This window comes from Mycolicibacterium tokaiense (assembly GCF_010725885.1).
Taxonomy (GTDB): domain Bacteria; phylum Actinomycetota; class Actinomycetes; order Mycobacteriales; family Mycobacteriaceae; genus Mycobacterium; species Mycobacterium tokaiense.
In genome coordinates this window covers 2,328,342-2,348,755 of record NZ_AP022600.1, presented here as the reverse complement: position 1 = coordinate 2,348,755, position 20,414 = coordinate 2,328,342, and the positions used below count along the sequence as shown (strand labels likewise).

The window sequence follows — 20,414 nt, the reverse complement described above, 5'->3', positions numbered from 1 at the left end:
CGAAATCCGGGGACCGCCGCACGCGCGTTTTCACTTGTCGCCCCTGTCCGCAACAGCTCGGCGCGCCCTCCAACGGCTGACTGCGTAGGCGACTGGGCCCGTGAGCAGACCGCGCCTCTCGACCCGCACGAACTCAGCCGGCCACGCACCGGGCCGTCCTCGCTGACCCGTCCCGGCCTGTCGCGCGAGATGGACGAAGCATGCCGGCAGACAACGCACGAAGCTGATGAGCATCCGCGGCTCGTGCACGAGTCCACTCGCCAAGAACGCACCCATACCGACTCCGCAGCCGTGGGCCATGTTCCGCAGGGCGGTGAGATCGCGGTAATGGCGGTGCCACACGATGGCGGCAGGCTGGTACACGACCCGATGGCCTGCGACGATCGTGCGGAAGATACCGATCAGGTCGTCACCACCGCGAGCGAACGTCCCCACACCGAGCGCTGCATCGAAACCGCCCAATTCGCGCAGCTTTCGGGTGTCGAAGGCCATGTTCGCCCCAGAGCCGAGGCGACCGGCGGCAAACGGGAACAATGGGTCGGCCGGCCGATTGTCGTGGGTGTCGAAGATCTGGAGATCGAACCCCTTGCCGTAACCTCCCCGGTGTTCCAGCAGCAACTGCGCCGGAGTGTCCAGTTGGGCGGGCAGGATGAGGCCGGTCACACAACCAACACGGTCTGTCACCGCGAATCCCTCAGCGATCGAGACCAACCACTGTGCGTCCACGAGAACGTCATCGTCGACGAATGCGGTTATCTGGCCCTGTGCCAGCGAGAGACCACAGTTGTGTGCCGATGCCAGGCCGCGCCGGCACTCCCGGACATACCGGACCGACGGAAAACGCCGCCGGATCATCAGCTCCGTGTCATCGCTGGTCGGGTCGTTGTCCACCACGATGATCTCGAAATGCTGGTAGCTCGATCTCAGCAGTGACTTCAGACAGGCTGCGAGACTGTCGGGCCGATCCCGAGTGGCGACGACAACACTGATGAAAGAACCGCGGGAAAGCACGCTGTCCCGGTACTGCAGGCAACGCGGGGAACCTGATGTCGACGCCACAACCACATCGTCGATCCGACTCGCGACAGGCAAACCGTCCGCAGACAGATGCGCATTGATCGCCTCGTTCAGCACTGTCCATATCCCTGCGGCGTGCAGCCGCCGTGAGGGGCCCAGCCTGCCATCGAGATACACCACACCTAGCGGATAAGTGTGCAGCCGTACCAATGCCATCACCCTCGATGCATCACCCCAATCGGAGGCGGAGGCAAGGTCGTCCTCGATGTCACTCAGTTCGATCTCGACACGAGGTATGGGTAGCACCTGTTCGTCGATCTCCCGGATCGACGACACCGGCGGCAGCACCCTGGTCTGCGTCACGTGGCTTCCTCCCCGGAGATACTGCTCGGGAGCATCCCGATCGATCAAGTCTGGAACGAATAGTGCTTTGCGGTACAGCTTCTCGGTGCAGAGCAAACGTTGCGACACCACTAACTATCTGTGTCCGCAACGCCGGCGTATATGGACCATCAGAGCCAAATTTGCCTAGCTCGTGGACTAGCTCCTGTGCGAGTACTCACTCACCACCGGTGGGATCCGAGTCGGTGGAGGACGAGTTCGCGGCCGGTGAGCTGTCGTGCGATTCCGGGTTGTTGTCGCGATCCGATGGTGAACCAGCCGAATCATCGCTCTGCGGCTGCGGATCCTGCGGCGACTCGGACGGTCGCGCCGAGCTCGGGTCTTGGGACGTCTCCGTCGCGACATCATCGGGAGGACCCGACGGCGGAGCGGATGGCGAAGATTCGGCGGTGACGGTGGGTGGTTCGAGCTCGTGAGTCGGCTCGGTCACCGGAACGGACACCGGCACAGTTGGCTGCGTCACCTCCGCTGTTGGCGGAGAAGGCACCCGATCGGGGGTGGGAGCATGCCCCACCGGCACTGCCGGCTCCGGCGCGGGCGCCAGTGCCGGTGCCGGTGCTGGCGCCGGCTCCGGCGCGGGCGCGGGCGCGGGCGCTTCACCGACGCCGGCCTCCGGTGCATGATGAGGCAGAAGGTGCTCGACCACAACAGCTTCCAGCCGTTGGATGAGTTCGGGCAACCTGTCTGGAAACAACTCGAGAAGATATTCCAGCAGTGTCGCCATCGGCACGAGCTCCCCCGACTGACCGCTGCCACCGCCCCCGCTGTACACCTGTGGAAAGTCGCGTGTTTCCGGTTGGATCGACCGCAACAAAACGTACGACCTCATCACGTCTCGCAGCCCGAACTCCCGGACCAGGACAGTGAGCGTTTCGGCACCGGCGTAGAGCGTTTCGTCATCGAGGTCCTGCGAGAGCTGAACCAGGGCAGTCAGCCGAAGCGCCGAGGCGTGCGCCGCCCGCCGGGTGGCGAAGTACGTCGAATCAGCACCCGGGGCCTGCGACGCGCCATCGCGCAGCGGTGAGGCGGTCAACGGTCGCAGGGATTCCGGTACCGGGTAGAGCGAAACGGCAAATCCGAATGCTGCTGCGACGATGGCAACAACAGCCGACCGCCCTGGTGATCTTCGCGGCACAGCGGAGATGGCCCGATTCGGCCGACCTTTGGGTTTCTTCACACTGCGTGGCATCACATCACCATCTCCGAGTCCACGTGCGGGTGCCGATGGCCGGAGCCACCGACACCCGCACCGAGTCACAACGAGCTACTCGTCACCACTGCCGCCGGTGCCGTTCGAACCGCCGGCGCCATCGGAACCGCCGGGTCCACCTGAACCACCTGAGCCACCCAAGCCACCGCTGTTCGTCGAGCCGCCGGAAGCGCTGCCACCGCCACCGCCACTGCCACCGTTGGCGCCGAGGCCGCGGCCATCGCCACCGTCTGCTCCGTCACCACCGCTGTTGGTGCCCCCACCGGTTGCGTCACCACCTTGACCGCCCGACCCACCGTTGCCGCCCAGTCCGAATCCACCCGCGCCGCCCGCTCCTCCGTCACCGCCGTTGGAGACACCGTCGTCGGCTTCGGCGCCACTACCACCGCCGGCACCGCCACTGCCTCCGGCGCCGTTGAAGGACGACCCGCCAGAGCCACCGTCGCCACCCGCTGCAGTCGCACCGTCGCCGTTGGCAATTCCGACACCGCCGCCACCGCCGCCGCCTCCGGCGCCGTTCGTGGCGCCGCCACCCTGACCACCTGCTCCACCGGTGGCGTTTCCGGAGGTGGACTCGGCGAAACCACCGCTACCACCGGCACCGCCGCCCCCACTGAGCAGACCGCCGCTGCCGCCGGCCCCACCGGTGCCGCCCGCGATGTCGGCGGGGTCATCGACCGACGGTGAGTTGTTGTAGCTGTCGCCGCCGGCGCCCCCCGCGCCGCCTTCGCCCAGGAGGACCGCGCTTCCGCCGGCTCCGCCTGATCCACCCGTGCCCGCGCCCAGATCGGAGTTTCCGTAGCCGCCCGCTCCACCATCACCCGCGTTGCCCACAAAGGCCTGTCCACCGGATCCGCCGTTGCCGCCGGTGGCAGTCGCCCCTGTGCCCGCGGCATAACCGTTGCCCCCTGAGCCCCCGTCACCGGCGCCACCGATCAGGAAGCCGCCCCGGCCGCCGTTGCCACCCGAGGCACCAGCGGCAGACAGATTCGCCGGGTTCACTTCCTGGATGTCGTTGCCGCCACTGCCGCCACTGCCGCCGTTGCCGACCGCTCCGGCCGAACCACCGTTGCCACCGGCAGTGGCCGGGGAGATCAGAAGCCCCATCGCGTCGTATACGGCGTCCACTCCGTTCCCCCCGTTGCCACCGCTCCCATAGAACAAGCCTCCGTTGCCGCCGTTGCCCCCCAGCGCACCGTCGCCGCCGTTGCCCCAGAACAACCCGCCGTTGCCTCCGTTACACGGGGCCGTGCACGTCGCTGCGTCGGCGTCGAGCCCATCACCGATGAGGAAGCCTCCCGGACCGATGATCGTCGGCAGAAGGTAATTCCCTGGTGCCAGGGACAGCTGGGCCGAGGCCCCCAGGCCGCTGGTGTAGGAACCAGGGCAGTCAACCCCGGGCGTGCACTCCGCGCCGGAGAGAATCGCCAGTTCGTTTGACATCAACGCGATGTCCGGGGACATCGATACCGGAGTCTCCGGCGACGCGGCCAACAGCAGGCCGAGACCGACCATCGCCGACCCTGTGACGCCTGTGGTGACATATCGGCGAGCCGAGAGTTTTGGTGTACGCGAACTCTTTCTGGACACGGAGCCCCTCCTTTTTGTTCAGTCTTGCTTCGAAAATCGTTGGTGATCAACAAATGCAGCCATGTCGACCGCATCTCCACTATCTGGCTGACAGCTCGGCCAGTCCATGGGCCACAAGAGCCAATCTCTGGCCGTAATACGATCCGGTAGCGCTGTCAGACAACGCTTTTCGTCGCCATCGCGGATCAGCCACAGATGATCTCCCTCACGCACCCAGCTCGGCAGGCTGGTCTGCCCCCTGCGCAGACCGCAGCCACGCGACCGTGCGTTCGATGCCGTCAATCAGATTCACGGCCGGAACCCACCCGAGTTCGCGAAAAGCCTTGCGGGCATCCAGCGCGCTGTTCTGCACCTCGCCGGTGCGCGCAGGTGCAAAGAACGGTGGGGGTGCCCCATCGAACAGCAGGGCAATGACTCTGTGCAGGTCTACGACGCTGATCTGCCTGCCGGTTCCGATGTTGAATGTGCCGGTGACCTCCGGTGGCGCTTCCGCCGAGGCGGTGAATGCCCGCACCACGTCATCGACATAGATGTAATCCCTGGTTGCACTGCCGTCTCCGAACACGGTCACGTTACGGCCCGAGGCCAGCGCACTTGCGAACGCCGCGATCACGCCGGCCTCGCCGGCCACGCTCTGGCGCGGCCCGTAGACATTCGACAGAGCCAGGCAGATCGGTGTGATTCCGTACATGTGCGCATACGCCTGCAGGTACAGCTCCCCGGCGATCTTGCTGACCGCATAGGGTGATTCCGGCGCCAAGGAGCTCTGCTCGTCAGCAGGCAGTCGCAGAGGCGCACCGTAACGCGAACCGCCTGACGCGGCGTAGACGATCCGGCGCACGCCTGCAAGGTTTGCCGCCTCGCATATGTTGACCGTACCCAGCACGTTGGTTCGTGCATCGAACATCGGATCTGCTACTGAACGGCGCACGTCGATGTGCGCGGCCAAGTGGAAGATGACATCCGGGTTACTGCCGACCACGATACCTCTGAGTTCGGGTGCCTGAACATCGAGCTGGTGGAACGCGAACCGGCCAGGCGTGGTTCGGTTGGCCCGGATGGCGTGGTCGAGATTCGCCATGTTACCGGTGCTGAGGTTGTCGATCGCAATCACGTCGTAACCCTCGAGCAACAGTCTGTCCACGAGCGCGGACCCTATGAAGCCGGCTGCACCCGTCACCATTGCCCGGGTCATGACGAGATCTCCTCGCGTCCCAGGAATTCCGCGGCATCGAGAGTGGGGTCCGGAGCCGGAATCTCTACCAATGTGGGAGCCTGCCGCGGACGTGGCGGAGCCGGGGGCGGGCTCGGCCTGCGCCGCCGGCCGGCGACCACGGTGGACAGTACCCGCCAGCCGTCACTGATCGCGTGGAGGTTCGATTTCCCTGCCCTACGCGGCATCTCGAGACTGGGCACCTCGGCGATCCTCAGGCCGGCCTGCATCGCTCGAACGGTCATCTCCGCCTCGATCTCGAAACCGGTGGCCGTCAGGTCCAGGTGATCGAGGTACCTACGGTGAAATGCGCAGAAACCGTAGCAGAGGTCGGTGAGCTCACCATCGTACAAAAAGTTGAACACATCGAGCAGAAACCGGTTCCCGAGGCGGCGGAAGCGGGTGATGTCCAGAGATCCACCGCCACAGATGAATCGGGAACCCTTGACAAAATCGAAACCGTTGGCCAGGAAATGCAGATAATGCTTGATCTCGTGAGGAGACATGCTGCCGTCTGCGTCCATCATGACGATGACGTCACCCGTGGCCGCCAGAAAACCGGTTCGCAGCGCGCTACCTTTGCCCTGTCCTTGCTGGGGTACGACCACGAGGTCGGAACGGTAACTCAACGCGGTTGTCAAGGTGGCGTCGGTGGATTCACCGTCGACCAGAATGATCTCGTGCACGTCATCGACGATCTGCTCCAGAACCCAGGCGATGTTGCGCGCTTCGTTGCGCACCGGGATCACCAGGCTCACTTTCAGCTCGGGGTCTCTGTGCGACCGAGCAATTGCGACCATATGAGGACTCCAATCCAGATGAAATATGGTGGTGCTGAGAATCAGTCCACGGTTACGGACTTGGCCAGATTGCGGGGCCTGTCCACGTCCCAGCCCAACGACAGCCCAATGGTGCGGGCAAGTATCTGCATGGGCACTACACTCTCCAGTGGCCCCCAGGGGCCGACCGGCCCCTCCAGGACGGGCACCGTGCTACCCGCCGCTCCGATCCGGACCACCCGCCCACCGCGTGCCGCCACCTCGGCGACGTTGGCGTGCAGCCTGGCATCCAGATTGTCCACCACCACAACCGGAGTTCCGCTGTCGACCAGCGCCAGCGGGCCGTGCTTGAGTTCACCGGCCGGATAGTGGTCGGCCCAGCGATACGTGAGTTCTTTGAGTTTCAGAGCCCCTTCGGCGGCGTACGGAACACCCGTGCCCCTCCCGATGAAGATGAAACCGGTTGCAGTGCAGAGCTCTTCCGCGATGGCCGGTACTACGCACTTGGCCACCGCGCCCGCGTCGGCCAGACGCTCGGGCATCAGAGAGAGCGACTCGACCAGGACGGTGGCCATCCCCGGCGAGATCCGTCCGGTCGCTACGAGACCAGACAGCAACAGAGCTGACCCACTGATCACCTGGCAGACAAACGTTTTGGTGGCGGCGACCCCGATTTCCGGGCCTGCCGCACAGTCGAGGAACGCGTCCGCGCGCCGCGCAAGGGTGGAGTGCGGATTGTTGGTAAGCGCCAGGACAGTGCCCTTTGATGGGCGATCGGCCAACGCGTTGAGCACGTCAGCGGTCTCACCTGACTGGCTGATGGCCAAGCACAGGGTCTTGGGTTCGACCAGACTGCTGGCCGCCTCGCTCGCCGCCTCCACCGTCACCGGAACTCGTCCCACTCGGCGAAGGAGGTTGGCAAGCACGTGGCCTGCGTTCAGCGAGGTGCCGCACCCGATGACCTGGAGTCGCTCGAAGTCACCGATCCCCAGATCATTCCACAGCGAGCCATCGGCGACCGCGCCGCCGAGCTCTGCCAGAGCGCGTGCTGCCGCCGCCGGTTGCTCGTCCACTTCCTTGGCCATGTAATCCACGTAACCGGCGAGATCCGCCGGTTGACGGTGCCACAGGTAGGAGGTCAGATGCGCTCGATGATGAGTGCTGAGATCGCCGGTGAGTTCGATCACCTCCCCGTCATCGAGAACTCTGAACTCCTCCACCCAATCGGCAATGGCAGAGATGTCACTGCTGGCGAACACACCGTGTTCGTTCTCCGCTATCAGAAGCGGCGAACGCTGCGCAGCCACCACTATCTGGCCGGTCAACTGATCCATCACCGCCAGCGCCCAGGAGCCCTCGAGCGATGTCAACGCTGCCTGGACCGCGCCCCGCAGATCCCCACCGGCGGCGAGCTCGTCTTCGATCAGATGACAGAAGATCTCACTGTCCACCTCGGAACTGAAGTGGTGCCCCGACAGCGTCAGCGTTTGCCGCAGGCCGTCACACCCCCCGAGTATCCCGTTGTGTACCAGACTTATCCGACCGCTACAGTCACTGTGTGGATGGGTGTTCTGCTCGCTGACCGCGCCGTGGGTAGCCCATCTGGTATGGCCTATCCCCGTGGTACCGGTCAGGGGTCCACCCCACTCGCCGACGGCGTGTTCCAGTGCCGCGACACGACCGACCGCACGCAGGCGGGTGACGTCGCCTGTCGCAGACCGGACTGCCAGGCCGGCCGAGTCGTAACCCCGGTACTCCAGTCTGTGCAGGCCCGCAAGCAGGTAATCAGCGGCAGGACCATGTGTTCGGCACGCAATAATTCCACACATCTGAGTCCGCCTCCCATCGGAACTTTTCACCCAAACAACCAGGTGAATCTGGATTTTGATGCCCCCGGTGCGAGTGCCGCCCAGCTGTTGCGGCGGAACACTCTCACTATCGGGCTCCGCAACCGCCGCGTACATGGACCATGCGAGCCCATTTTCGGTAGCTCCCGGTCTAGTTCGCCCGGATTCGCCCCGCCTCGGCTCCAATGGTGCGCGACAGTGCTGCGGCCTCGGCCCTGGTGCCCACGCCCAGCTTGGTGAGTAGATTGTGCACGTGGTTCTTGACCGTGTGGATCGCGATGTCGAGTTCGGTGGCGATGTCTCGGTTCGACCGGCCTCTTTCGATCATCCGAAGGATCTGGATCTCACGCGCCGTCAGAGCTAGTTCCCGGTCTGCGCTCTTCGTCTGTGCAGCAAGGGATGAGAGGCGTTTGAGCAAAATCGCAGAGACCGCCGGAGGGCACGATGAAATTCCAGCGGCGACGTCCTGTATCAAGACAATCAGGGCGCCGAGAGCATCCGATCGCATGTGATAACCGGCGACGCCGGCCTCCGCGCAGGCAAGGATATCTGCTTCATCTGCTACGGAGGCACCCACAGCGATCACCCGTGACCCTGGGTTGATGTCCATCGCCGCCTTCAGGAGCAGAGCACTGCCCCGCGACTTCATGTTGACCAACACAACCCTGATTTCGGGGTCCTCCAGGGCGGTGACCAGCGACGGCAGGTCCCACGCGGAGCTCGGCGTGGGAAACCCGCTCACCGCCAACACTGCGACGAGGTTGTCCCGGAACAAGGTGCAATCGTCGACGACGAGGATCCGCTCATCCAGTGCCTGCTCCTGATACGACGCATCCTGCCATGGCACGAAGTTGCTGTCGCCGGCGCTGACCAGCTTGCGCTCGCCATCGTGTCCTGATCGCCGGTTCACCGGAAGTCCGGGGCCGAGCTGTGTTCCATCCATCATCTCCGGCCTCGTGTCATGGGCACTCTCACACGGCAGGGCCGCCGTATCACTCGTTGGACGCGTCTTTGTCCTGCGACGAACTCTGACTGTCGGCGCCGTTGTCACTCGTTAAGTCGCTGCTTTGAGGTGCTTCTCTCTGCGGGTCAACATCATTCGTGTTCAGATCCGGCTTGTCAGGTTCGCGGCCCGGTTCGGCGGGATCCCGCAGTTCTGGCTGCGAACCCACGGCCGTCTCTTCGTCGGACTCCGCGTCCACCGCAGGCGAGGGCTGCGACGTCACCTCGGCCGGCGGGGGGTGGCCCGCACCCACGACATCAACGCTTGGTACGACGGGGGTCGGGTTCACCTGCTGTGGGGTCGGCATCGGCGCAGCGGGCGCTGCGGACGGCTCGAGCTCCGGCGGTTCGGAGGCAGGCTCGACCACAGCAGGCACGGGTATCGGCGCAACAGTGGGTGCCTGCGGCACAGCAGCTCCCGCTGCCGGAGGCGGCGCTGTAACCGCGGCGGCAACCGGGGCCTTCATCTCGTCCGCGACTGTCGCCAGGACGTTGGTCAGCAGCTCGGCGAGGTCGGGTTCCGGGGTCCTGGCCATGGACTGCAGGAAATTCTCCACCAGGACAACCAGTTCGAGAAGATCCTCCGGCGACAGCGGCAGGGCCCGACCCTCTACCCGTCTGCCGGTGGCAGCGTCCGTCCCGCTGTGCGGGAGCGCTCGCAGGGACCGCACGACGTGGAGTGCTCGCAACAACTCAGGTGGACTGTACGTTCCATCCACTTCCAGCATCTCGGCCGCCAGCACCTCGTGGCCAGCACCGGCGGGCAAGCCGTCCCGGTCCGGCACGCGTGGCACATCCACGTCGATTCGACCAGGCCGGGGATAGACCGCAGCGACCAGCGCATCGAGTTCCCGTGCGCCGCGTTCCGCGCTTGAGTCTCCGATGAGACCCGAGGCATCCAGCGGGAACAGAAATACTCCGACGCCCAGTGCCGACGCGACCACGGTGGCCACCGCAGCCCTGGGCAGGATCGTCCGCATCGCTCCACTATGGCCCCGGTTGCGACTCTTCGTAAATGAACCTTTCGGCCCAATTCCAGGTGGCTCCTCTGGACGACGAGAACTAACCCAAGGCAGAGCTGAACCAGCGAAAGATGGTTATCTATAGCTCTTTTGGGATATCACCGCACTGTGTGCGCAAGCGCCGCAGCCTGCCCACGCGTACTGACACCCAGCTTCGTCAGCAGACTGTGCACATGGTTTTTGACGGTGTGAACGGCGATGCAGAGGTGTTCGGCGATGTCCCGGTTCGACAAGCCGTGCTCCAACAGTTCCAGGATCTCGACTTCGCGAGTGGTGAGCATCAGGTCATCAGGCACCAGCGGGCGTTTGGCGGCAAGGGTGGAGAGACGGCGCAGTAGCACCGCCGAGACCCGGGGTGAGCACACAGATTCTCCGGCCACCAGGCGCGAGATCAGCGAGATCAGCTCCTCGATGGACTCGTTGCGGGTGTGATATCCCGCGGCACCTGCCTCGGCGCACGCAACGATCCCGTGGTCATCCTCCTCGGAGACCCCTACCACGATGACCCGTACGTACGGGGCGATGTCCTGAACGGCCCGCAACAGAATGACGCCGTCGAGGGTGCTGACGTTCAACAACACGACGTTCACGGGTTTGTCTCGAACAGCTGCGGTCACCGTGGGCAGGTCCCAGGCCACGCTGACGTCGGGAGCACCGTTGGTCGCCATCAATGCGGCCAAGCCCTCCCGGTGCAACGTGCAATCGTCGACCACGAGCACGCGGATACCACAGAGCGGGTCGGTGCTCGGAGTGTCCGAGCCATCCGATGCGGTGCTGGTGCGAACCCAATCGATGAGTCGGGCGTCAGGTGTGACCGCGGATCCCGCCATGGTCATGGCCTTTGCCCATTACCGCCCGGTGGGACGAGTAGACGTTTCATTGCAGCCTCCCTGCGCCTTCCACCGCAGCCGGTGGTCCTCCCGCACTCCCCATTGTGGGCACATCGGCGGCAGCCTGTCATCACTACCGCAAAACAGATTCACTCTTCCTAAAGGTTTGCCACAATCGCACAAGTTTAACCGACTGCGTTGCCCGCGGACAATTCACAAGTAATGCTCGATCACATTTTACGGCCGCGTATATGCTTTGAACACTTCGTTTTCTGGATGATCATGAACCCGACCCAGCGCTTTCCTGCAGCGCTAGTACATCTAACGCGATTGATAGTATTTGCCATACTTATTATTCATGGACTATTTCACGGCTGCGCGGCGCGTCGCCAGACCTCAAACTCGCGCGATCGAGCAACCACGCGGAATCCACAGTCCTGCTCCCCGGAAGGCCGCCCACGCCCCGTCCCGGTAGCCTTCATCGTCATGCGGGCCGACCTGCTCTTCGACGTCAGGCACATCGAGCAGAGCGGCATCGGCACCTACATCGGTGTCCAGATCCCGGCTCTGGAGGAGGTACTGAGCCAGCACGGTCGCACGCTGGCGGTCCTTGCGGATCGCGGCAACGTCCCGGACGTCGCGGCGAAAACCGAGGTGGTGTACGCCGAACCGGCCCGGGCTGCCATGTTCTCCCTCGGCGAGCAGCGCGCTTGGGACCACGCCATCGGCACGGTCCGGCCCGGGTCGTTCTGGACGCCCCACTTCCCGCATCCCCTCACCCTGCTGCGACCGCGCCACCGCTCCGTCCTCGCCTTTTCCACCGTGCACGACGACAACTACCTGCTGCCCGAACAGATCAGCGGGATGAGCCGCGCCCGCCGGCTCTACGCGCGGGCCATGCTCGAAGCCGATGCGCGCCGCTGCCACACCATCTTCACGCCCTCACAAGCCTCCGCCGACGCACTGGCCGGCTACGTTCCCGCCGCGCGGTTCGTGGTCACCGAGATTCCGGTGAGTCGCCAGTGGCTGCAGCCCCCGGACTCCACCCTGTCCCCCGTAACGGGCCGGTACATCCTGTACCTCGGCAACGTGAAGCGGCACAAAAACGTCCTCGCGCTGCTGCAGGCGTATTCGCAAGTGCAGCAGTCCATTCCGCACCGGCTGATGATCGCCGGCAGCGGCGCGTCGGTACGCACGCTCGACGGGCGGGTCCAGGAGCAGGCCACCGCTCTCGGTGATCGGGTGCAGTTCATCAGCCGCCTGGAATTCGATGCCCTGCACGCCCTGGTGGCGGGTGCGGACCTGTTGGTGATGCCGTCGTTCAACGAGGGTGCCGGTCTGCCACCGCTGGAGGCCATGGCCTCGGGTACCGCGGTGCTGTGCTCGGACATCCCGTCGCTGCGCGAGACCTGCGGTTCCGGTGCCGAGTACTTCGACCCGCACGACCCCGGACAACTCGCCCGGCTGCTGACGAGGTTCGCCACCGACGACGCAGCCCGGACCGAGCTGGCCGCACGCGGCGCCGCCCACGTACGGACCCGCCAGCAGCGCATTCATGTGACCGCCGCCGCCGATACCATCGTCGCCGCCCTCGCCAGCGAAGGCCGACGGTAGCCGACGGCAGCGTGCGACGTGGCCGGAAGTGGTTTGCCGCGCACGCCTCTGCTGAGCCAGCAACCAGCACAACGGAGCCAGGGTGCTGCTGCGGAACGCATTCCTTGCACACTGCGTCATTTTTTGCTGAGATGGTCCGACGACGGTGCCGCGGCGCCGGCGGTGAGCAACCACCATGCACTCACACGGAGACCGACGGGGCCAACCGATGCGATTCGCCTTCCTCACCGAGCTCTACTACCCCAACCTCGGTGGCCAGGAGGTCTTCTTCCAGGAGCTCGCCGAGGCCATGGTGCGGCGCGGCCACTCCGTCGACGTCTTCTGCATCGGCCACGACCGCGCGCTGCCCGTCGCGGAAACCATCAACGGTGTCCGGTTGCAACGCAATCCGCTCACGGACACCTACCTGACACCGCGTTTCCCGGCGCTGCGCCGCAACTGGGGGGCAGTGACCCGGTACAGCAACTGGGTCCGGCGCCAGGTGATCGCCGGCGGATACGACTTCCATCTGCTCAACCAGTGGCCATTGCTGCACATCCCGGCCATGCCACGAAAGCTGCGGCCACGCACCGCAATCCACTGGTGCGAGATCCGCGAAGACCCGATCCTGACCCGCGCGCAGCGCCGGCTACCGCTGCTGGCAGGCTCCAACTTCGCCGTCAGCAACGCGGTGGCGGTGGCCATCACCGAACAGTCGGGGCGCGAGTGCGGAGTACTGCCCAGCGGCATCGAGCTGAGCCGCTACCGGTCGGCCCCGCGAGACGAACGCTCCGGGGCGCTGTATGTCGGCCGTGTGGCCCCGCACAAGAACCTGCAGCTGCTGATCGACGCGTTCGTCCTCGCCGCCGACCGCGGCTTCGCCGGTGACCTGGTGATCGCCGGCGACGGCCCGTCCCGGTCGGACATCGAGGAGTACGCGAAACGGTCCGCCCTCGCGTCCCGCATCCGAGTGCCGGGGTCGGTGACCGAGGAGCAGAAGATCGATCTGCTGTCCCGTGCCGCCGTGCTGGGCATGTCCAGCCAACGGGAGGGGTTTCCCCGGGTGATCGCCGAAGCCATGGCCAGTGGCCTTCCGGTGGTGACCGCTGATTTCGCCGAGAACGGTGCCAAAGACGTTGTGGCGCAGTACGGCGCCGGAGTGGTGTGCGGCACCGATCCGAGCGAATTCGCCGACGCCCTGCTGGCCGCCCAGGCGCAGTGGGATCAGTTCTCCCAGGCCGGCCTCACCGGCGCCAAGGCCCTGGACTGGTCAGGAATTGCGCAGTCACTGGAGACTCGTGCACTCGAGGTCAATGGAAGGCGGCAGTGAGATGACGCAAGCAGAGCAGCCCCGCACGAAGGTCATGGTCACCGGCGGGGCCGGTTTCGTCGGACGCGAGTTGGTGCGCGCCCTGGCCCCGGTCGCCGACGTACTGGTGGCCGATCTGCTGCGGTACGGCGCGCCGGACTGGCTGTCGCTCGAGTCCCCCGGTTTCCGCTTCCACCGGCTGGACATCCGCGACAGCGCTGCCACCCGGTCGCTCATCGAGTACTTCAAGCCCGACGTGATCGTCCATCTGGCGGCCATCCACTACATCCCCGAATGTGACACCGACCCGTCGAATGCGGTGTCCACCAACGTCACCGGCACCGTCAACCTGCTGGCCGCCTGCCCGCCGGGAGTCCGGTTCGTGTTCGCCAGCAGTGGCGCGGTGTACAAGCCTGATGAGCAGCCCCACCGGGAGTACGAGTCCGAACTGGGACCCGCCGACATCTACGGCTTCACCAAGCTGCAGGGCGAGCAGTACGTCCGGATCTTCGCCGAGGAGCGCGGTATCGCCGCTGCCATCGTGCGGCTGTTCAACGTCATCGGCCCCGGTGAGACCAATCCGCACCTGCTGCCCGCCATCGTCGCCCAGCTGCGAGCGAAGCCGGAATCGATCGGATTGGGCAACACCTGGCCCAAACGCGACTACATCGACGTGCTGGACGCCGCAGCCGGTTTCGCCGCGGCGGCGCTGGGCACCAATCGCGACGGGGTGGCCTGCGAGGTGGTCAATCTCGGCAGCGGACACCAGTACTCGGTGGACGAGATCCTGGCGCGCATGCGTGCGGTGCTGGGCCTCGACTTCCAGGTGCGCCAGGATCCGGCGCGCGCCCGGGCGGTGGACCGGCCGTTCCTCGGCAGCGACATCACCCGGATCGGCGAGATTTTCGGGTGGCGGCCGGTCCACCAACTGGATGAGACCCTCAAGCGCACCTGGGCGGACCCGGAGTTCCTGCCGACACTGCAGGGCCGCCTGACGTGACCGACACCCCCCGCTTCGGGGTGGGAGTCACCACGGTGGGCCGGTGGGACGAACTGGGCCTGTTGCTCGACGACCTGGCCGCGCAGACCCGCCCGCCACACGTCGTCGTGATCGCTCACCACGGCAGCGAGGATGACTCGGGCCTGCGGGCGCTGGTGCAGAAATACTCGGGTGTGCTCACCCTGCGGACCGCGGTCAGCCCGCGTGGGGTGTCCAACGGCCGCAACATCGCGGCCATCACCCTCGGGGATGACGTGGAATGGGCTTGGTTCCCGAACGACACCAGTCGCGTCGACCCGGACTTCTTCGAGCGGTTGACACCGCACTGCATCCCGGGCAGGTCGGTGGTCGCCGTCCAGCTGGTGGATCGTGAGGGGCCCCGGAATCCACTCCCGCCGAGAGGTTCTCCGCTCACGCGCCGATCGGCGTGGGGGGCCATGGAACCGGCCACGCTGTACCGCCGTGCTGACTATCTGGCGGTCGGGGGGTACGACCCCCTGCGTGGTTCGGGATCGGCGAGCCCGTGGCAATCCGGCGAGGGCCCCGACCTGCTGCTGCGGCTCGCCGAACGCGACGGTTTCTCCATCGAGTGGGTGGGTGACGTCGTGGTGAAGGCACAGACCGAGTTTGCGCACCTTCCCCCGGAGGAGCGGCGCCGCAAACTGCGCAACTACGGCAGGGGCGCGGGCAACGTGCTGCGCACCTGGCGCTATCCGCTGTGGTACAAGGTGGCGCATCTGGTGGCCGCCGCCTTGATGCCACTGCGCAATCCCGACAAGTTCACCGTGCGAGATGCCATGGCGCTCTTCGTGGGTCGTGCCGAGGGGCTGGCGGGCAGACCGTTCTCAGGCGGCGACCACCGTGCCGTGCTGCGGTGAGCGCCGGGTGAGTGTGCGGCGCCGGCTGTCACACCTGCCGGTGGTGGCCCTGCTCGCGCTGGCCACCATCTCGTGCCAACCGCCCGACGACTCCGCGATCGGGATGACCGTGCATGTCCGCGACGCGGAGGTGTTGGCGGAGAAGTTCGACCTGATGGCGGAAATGGGCGTCACCTGGGTGAGGATGGACATCGACTGGTCGGTGGTCGAGCGCACGCAGGGCAGCCCCGACTGGTCCTATCCGGACATGGTGGTGGACGAGGCCGACGCCAGGGGAATGCAGGTGCTCTTCGTGCTCGCCTTCACCCCGCCGTGGGCACGCTCGGCGGCCGTGGGCGATGCCGCCATCGCCCACCACCAGCGCCCGCAACAACTCTCGCAGTGGGCCGACTTCACGCGGGCCGCCGCCACCCGGTACGCGCCGCGCGGCGTGCACAGCTGGGAGATCTGGAACGAACCCAACACCGCCAAGTTCTGGCCGCCGCAACCGGATGCCAATGAGTACGGGACGTTGTTCTGGGTGGCCGCCGACGCGATCCGCGATGTGGACCCGCAGGCCACCCTGCTCATCGGAGGGCTCGGGCCCCAGTTCGAGACGCCTGGCCGCGAGATAGAACCCGGTGAGTATCTCGAGCAGCTCTACGCCAACGGTGCCGCCTACCGCGCCGACGCCGTCGCCGCGCACCCGTACAGTTTCCCGGCGCTGCCCATGCAAACCCCACAGCGGATGACAGGGGGCTTCGCCGACCTGCCCGCGCTGCGTTCGGTCATGGAGCGCCACGGCGAGGGCGACAAGTCGATCTGGATCACCGAGTACGGAGCTCCCACGGGTACCGGACCCAACGCGGTGTCCGACGACACCCAGACGCAGATGCTGCTGCAGGCCCGCCGTCAGGTAGCGGACTGGGACTGGGCGGGACCGCTCATCTACTACGAATTGGCCGACGGCGGAACCGATCCGGCCGACCCGGAACAGAACTTCGGTGTGGTGCGCCGGGACCTGACCCCCAAGCCCGCAGCGGTGGCGTTGATGGACGGGGCTACATGAGGCGCGACAGCACCGGCTTGACCCGGCCCGGAGCTTTGTCGATGATCCGATTCCGCAGACCGGGGTCCACCACCTTCATCACCGAGAGCACCCGCAGCGCCAGCACATAGGTGAGCACCGCGGCCGGTATGGCGACCAGCAGCGCCACCGCCCCATCGATCTCGCCGCAGATGACGTAGGCGACCACGGCTTGGGCCACCGCAGCCAGCGTGATCAGTCCGAGGGCGCGGTACGGCGGGGAGATCTTCAGTTTCTGTGTGACGTACCAGGTTTCCACCAGGACCACGAACACCTGGACGACTCCGCGCGACCAGGCGGCGCCGATGAGCCCGAACTGCGGCACCAGCAGGAATCCGAGCGCGATCGTGCCGATCAGGCCCAGCCCGTTGGACAGCAACAGGAAACCGGTCTTGCCGATGCTCTGCAGGAGGTAGAAGGTGGTCACGCCGAGGCTGCTGACGGCGGCGGCCACCAGGAGCACCGATGCCACCGGTACCGCATCGGCGAAATCAGCCCCGAACAGCAGCGGTACCAGCGCGGGTGCCACCGCCGCCAGACCCAGACACAGCGGAACGATCAACATCGCGATCAGGGCCGTCATGGTGCGGTAGAGCCGGCGCATGTCCTCCTGGGCGCCCAGGCCGTGCTGTTCGCTGAACCGCGGCAGCAGCGCCGACAGCAGCAGAGGTGGCAATTGCACCGCCATCTCCGCCACGGTGACCGCGGCGGCAAACAGACCCACGGCGCCGATCCCCGTGTAGTGCTCCAGGAACAGGATCTCGGTGCGCCCGAACACCAGCCCGCCCAGCACACCGGTGGCCCAGCTGGCAGCCGCAAAGCGGAAGACGTTGCCCCGCAGCAGGTCCGTCACGTGCGGCCGCATCCGTATCAGCCGGTGGATGCGGGACGCGGGTAGCAGGTTGCCTGCGATGAACCCCGCCAGCGCACCCGGGATCCCGAACAACCAGGCGCCCACCGCGATCACACCCAGCTTCAGCAGTGCCGAGATGGCGGACAGCCGGGCCAGTTCGGCGAACCGCTGCTCACCGCGCAGATAGAACTGGTAGACCTCGGCCATCCGCCAGAACACGAACCACGCCAGGGCAAAGGCGATGACCACCGTCTGCGTGGTCGGTGACGGCCCGGCAATGGCGTCGCGGCCGGGCCAGTACAGGTAGCCGAACAGGACCGCGGCGCCGATGACCGTGGCCCACAACGACAATCGGGTTACCGCCCCCGTCAAACCGTCCGCCTCGTCGTCGCGGCCCTCGGCCCGCAGGTTGGGAATGAACCGCTGCTGCACCACCCCGATACCCAGGCTCGCCACGATCGATGCGATGGTCACGCAGAACACCACGTAAGCGAAGACGCCCAGATTGTCCGGGCCCAGCAGTCGCGCGGTGATGGCATTGCCGATGAAGCCGGCCAGCGCCACCATGGCGCCGGAGGAGAACCCGAGCAGGGTGTTGCGGGCAAACGACGGCATCAGCGACCAGCGAGTGCCCTGAGCCGTCCACGGCCCAGTCTCAGCAGGGATTTGGCGGCGCTGGCCCAGGCCAAGGCCCCCGGTTTGCCGAACCGGGCACCGGTCACAATCGCCGTGATGACACCCCGCCACGACCCGGCTCCCAGCGCCGAGCCCACTGCCGAAGTCAGCATGTAGTCGCCGCGCACCCGCGGCGATTCCCCGGCGAGTTCACGCTTGCCCCACTCGATGAGTTCAGCACTGCGGTCGGTGCCCGACCGGGACAGCGATGCCGCACCCCACATGATGTCCACCAGCGGCTCGGTGACCTGGATGATCGGCAGGTCCGGGAACATCCGCCGCACCTCCATCAGCCACTTGGGATCGTCGTGGATGGATCCCGCCGCCACCGACATCGGCACCGCCGTGGACAACGCCCGCGGGAACACCAGTGTGGAGGTCTGGACCATGTTGAAGCCCTGCGTCTGACGCAGCTCGAACAGGTACGGTGCCACCGGCTCGGTGCGGGTGATCGGGGTGCGCGGACCGACAACGGGATCGCGGCCGTCGATGTGTACCCGGAAGCGGGATGCCACCACCCAGTGCTCGCCGGCAGGCGCAGCCGCCAGTTGAATCGCGAGTTTGTCCGCCCGCCACACGTCGTCGTCATCGAGTAATGCGATGACATCTCCGGTGGCCGCACCGATTCCGTGGTGTTTGGCAAGGCTGGGCCCCACCCGCCCCGGTGTCTTCACCACCCGCACAGCCGGATCGGCGGGCAGGTCGGGCTCGCAGTCCGCGTCGAGCACCACGATCACCTCGACCGGCGGAACCGTCTGCTGGAGAGCAGATTCCACCGCCGCGCGCAGACTGGTGCGCCCGATGGTGGGGATGACGACGCTGACAGTGGGCGCGGAGGTCATGGCAGTCCTTGGTCGACCGGGTCGTCACGTCTGCTCAGGATGAGGACGGCGAAGATCATGCCGCTGATCGGGAAGAGCTGCAGGTTGGGCAACAACGCCCAGACCGCCTCAGTGGTGGCCGCCACGAAAAACGCCGCCAGAAAACCGAAGCAGGCGATCTGCGCGGCGGTGATCTTCAACGCTCGGGTGGCCAGCACCGCCCCGACGAGCAGCGGCACCAGCGCGGCGAGGCCCAGGAGGCCGGACTTCACCAGCGTGTCGACCACCATGTTGTGCCCGGTGCCGACATAGGCCCACTTGGCGATGTTCGCGTACTGCTGCGCGTCCTCGAGAAACCAGTTGATGCCCATGCCCACCAGCACCGACTCGTGCCAGATCTTGAGACTCTCGGCCCAGACGTGCGCCCGCTCGGTGAAAGCATCGGGATCCCATGCCACGAACGGGAACACGAATGTCGTCGTCGCAGCGACAGCCACCAGCACGGTACCGGCCAGCCGCACCGATGCCCCGGAACGGACCCAGCAGACCAGCCACCACACCACCACCACCAGAGCCGCCAGCAATGCCGTCCGCGATGCGGCCGCCAGCAGGGTCAGGAACAGGAGGGCACCGACCACCCACCGCACCCGGCGGTCGGTGATCAGCGGGGTCAACGCGAACGCCACCGCACAGTACATCCCCAGGACGTTGGCGTGCCCGAACGGTCCGGCCAGTTCCCAGCCCGGGATGATGTCCTTCTCCGAGACCACGTTGTACATCGCGAAGTCGGGCATGATCAGCCCGACGATCAGTGAGTAGACCGCAATCACCGCGACGGTGTACGGAACCCAGCGCAGCCCGGAGATCGGCGCACCGACATTCCACAGTGCGAGTACGAACAGGTTGGCCAGCAGGATCTTTGGATAGTCCGCCGTGGGGGGCAGTTCGGGACTGATGACATAGGGCAGGTTCACCGCCAGCAGTGCCACCAACAGCCCGCCGATGGCGCGGTTGGGATGGCCCCGCATGGCCACGACCGCGGCGGTCACCAGCAGCAGGAGTGCGGAACCACCCAAGCTGACCAGTTGCGCCAGTGGAAGATCCGCAGACGTGGCGGCCTCTCCCGGGGGAAGGATCGGCTCGTGCGGAACGCTCAGATAGGTGATCAGGTCGGGCGTGACGACCAGGGCGATCGCCCCGATGATCAATGCCGCGAAAGCGCGGTCCAGCAGTCGCGGGTCGGGCGGCCTCTCCTGCAGCAGGCGAGGCGGTGCGGCCGAGAACGTGGTGTACACGCCGGCGGACAT

The 20,414-nt window shown here is 66.0% G+C and carries 16 protein-coding genes and 1 pseudogene; 5 read left to right on the top strand and 12 right to left on the bottom strand.

Features of this window, described 5'->3' with window-relative positions:
• Positions 1 to 30 precede the first annotated feature (30 nt).
• The 9 genes and pseudogenes from G6N58_RS11280 to G6N58_RS11240 form a co-directional block, all read right to left on the bottom strand.
• The gene (locus G6N58_RS11280) at positions 31 to 1,380 is read right to left on the bottom strand and encodes a glycosyltransferase family 2 protein (protein WP_163908082.1); all 1,350 of its coding nucleotides are present in this window, start codon (positions 1,378 to 1,380) and stop codon (positions 31 to 33) included.
• Between the two features lie 196 nt (positions 1,381 to 1,576).
• Positions 1,577 to 2,452 carry a hypothetical protein gene (locus tag G6N58_RS11275; RefSeq protein WP_163908080.1) on the bottom strand — a complete coding sequence of 292 codons (876 nt, stop codon included), beginning with the start codon at positions 2,450 to 2,452 and terminating at the stop codon, positions 1,577 to 1,579.
• Positions 2,453 to 2,683: 231 nt separating this feature from the next.
• Positions 2,684 to 4,144, bottom strand: coding sequence for a hypothetical protein (locus tag G6N58_RS11270; protein WP_163908078.1), 1,461 nt, complete (start codon positions 4,142 to 4,144; stop codon positions 2,684 to 2,686).
• A 280-nt stretch (positions 4,145 to 4,424) separates the two neighbouring features.
• On the bottom strand, positions 4,425 to 5,414 hold the full coding sequence (locus G6N58_RS11265; RefSeq protein ID WP_115278642.1) for an NAD-dependent epimerase/dehydratase family protein: 990 nt from the start codon (positions 5,412 to 5,414) through the stop codon (positions 4,425 to 4,427).
• A pseudogene (locus G6N58_RS11260) lies at positions 5,411 to 6,196 on the bottom strand (glycosyltransferase family 2 protein); the annotation flags it as partial. The pseudogene G6N58_RS11260 and the gene G6N58_RS11265, both read right to left, overlap by 4 nt.
• 77 nt (positions 6,197 to 6,273) lie before the next feature.
• Positions 6,274 to 8,040, bottom strand: coding sequence for a glutamine--fructose-6-phosphate transaminase (isomerizing) (gene glmS, locus G6N58_RS11255; protein WP_115278644.1), 1,767 nt, complete (start codon positions 8,038 to 8,040; stop codon positions 6,274 to 6,276).
• A 169-nt stretch (positions 8,041 to 8,209) separates the two neighbouring features.
• The gene (locus tag G6N58_RS11250; protein ID WP_115278645.1) at positions 8,210 to 9,004 is read right to left on the bottom strand and encodes a LuxR C-terminal-related transcriptional regulator; all 795 of its coding nucleotides are present in this window, start codon (positions 9,002 to 9,004) and stop codon (positions 8,210 to 8,212) included.
• Positions 9,005 to 9,050: 46 nt separating this feature from the next.
• Positions 9,051 to 10,040, bottom strand: coding sequence for a hypothetical protein (locus G6N58_RS11245; protein WP_147289335.1), 990 nt, complete (start codon positions 10,038 to 10,040; stop codon positions 9,051 to 9,053).
• Positions 10,041 to 10,180: 140 nt separating this feature from the next.
• Positions 10,181 to 10,918 (bottom strand): LuxR C-terminal-related transcriptional regulator, encoded by a 738-nt coding sequence (locus G6N58_RS11240; protein ID WP_115278647.1) that lies wholly within the window; start codon positions 10,916 to 10,918, stop codon positions 10,181 to 10,183.
• Positions 10,919 to 11,398: 480 nt separating this feature from the next.
• Here G6N58_RS11240 and G6N58_RS11235 point away from each other — a divergent pair, with 480 nt between their 5' ends.
• The 5 genes from G6N58_RS11235 (at position 11,399) to G6N58_RS11215 (ending at position 16,740) form a co-directional block, all read left to right on the top strand.
• Positions 11,399 to 12,526: a glycosyltransferase family 4 protein gene (locus tag G6N58_RS11235; protein WP_115278648.1), complete on the top strand. Its 1,128-nt coding sequence runs from the start codon at positions 11,399 to 11,401 to the stop codon at positions 12,524 to 12,526.
• A gap of 208 nt (positions 12,527 to 12,734) precedes the next feature.
• Positions 12,735 to 13,835 carry a glycosyltransferase family 4 protein gene (locus tag G6N58_RS11230; RefSeq protein ID WP_115278649.1) on the top strand — a complete coding sequence of 367 codons (1,101 nt, stop codon included), beginning with the start codon at positions 12,735 to 12,737 and terminating at the stop codon, positions 13,833 to 13,835.
• 1 nt (position 13,836) lies between these two features.
• Positions 13,837 to 14,814: an NAD-dependent epimerase/dehydratase family protein gene (locus G6N58_RS11225; RefSeq protein ID WP_115281581.1), complete on the top strand. Its 978-nt coding sequence runs from the start codon at positions 13,837 to 13,839 to the stop codon at positions 14,812 to 14,814.
• Positions 14,811 to 15,692: a glycosyltransferase family 2 protein gene (locus G6N58_RS11220; protein ID WP_115278650.1), complete on the top strand. Its 882-nt coding sequence runs from the start codon at positions 14,811 to 14,813 to the stop codon at positions 15,690 to 15,692. The genes G6N58_RS11225 and G6N58_RS11220 overlap by 4 nt, the downstream gene beginning before the upstream one ends.
• Positions 15,693 to 15,699: 7 nt before the next feature.
• The gene (locus G6N58_RS11215) at positions 15,700 to 16,740 is read left to right on the top strand and encodes a cellulase family glycosylhydrolase (RefSeq protein WP_232067823.1); all 1,041 of its coding nucleotides are present in this window, start codon (positions 15,700 to 15,702) and stop codon (positions 16,738 to 16,740) included.
• On the opposite strand, the gene G6N58_RS11210 is transcribed toward G6N58_RS11215, so the two are convergent.
• From G6N58_RS11210 to G6N58_RS11200, 3 genes are read right to left on the bottom strand one after another with little or no spacing between them, the layout of a single operon-like run.
• Positions 16,733 to 18,226, bottom strand: a complete 1,494-nt coding sequence (locus tag G6N58_RS11210; protein ID WP_115278652.1) for an oligosaccharide flippase family protein — start codon at positions 18,224 to 18,226, stop codon at positions 16,733 to 16,735. The genes G6N58_RS11215 and G6N58_RS11210 overlap by 8 nt on opposite strands.
• Positions 18,226 to 19,128: a glycosyltransferase family 2 protein gene (locus G6N58_RS11205; RefSeq protein ID WP_115278653.1), complete on the bottom strand. Its 903-nt coding sequence runs from the start codon at positions 19,126 to 19,128 to the stop codon at positions 18,226 to 18,228. The genes G6N58_RS11210 and G6N58_RS11205 overlap by 1 nt, the downstream gene beginning before the upstream one ends.
• Entirely contained in the window at positions 19,125 to 20,414 is a 1,290-nt protein-coding gene (locus G6N58_RS11200) for an O-antigen ligase family protein (protein WP_115278654.1), read from the bottom strand. The genes G6N58_RS11205 and G6N58_RS11200 overlap by 4 nt, the downstream gene beginning before the upstream one ends.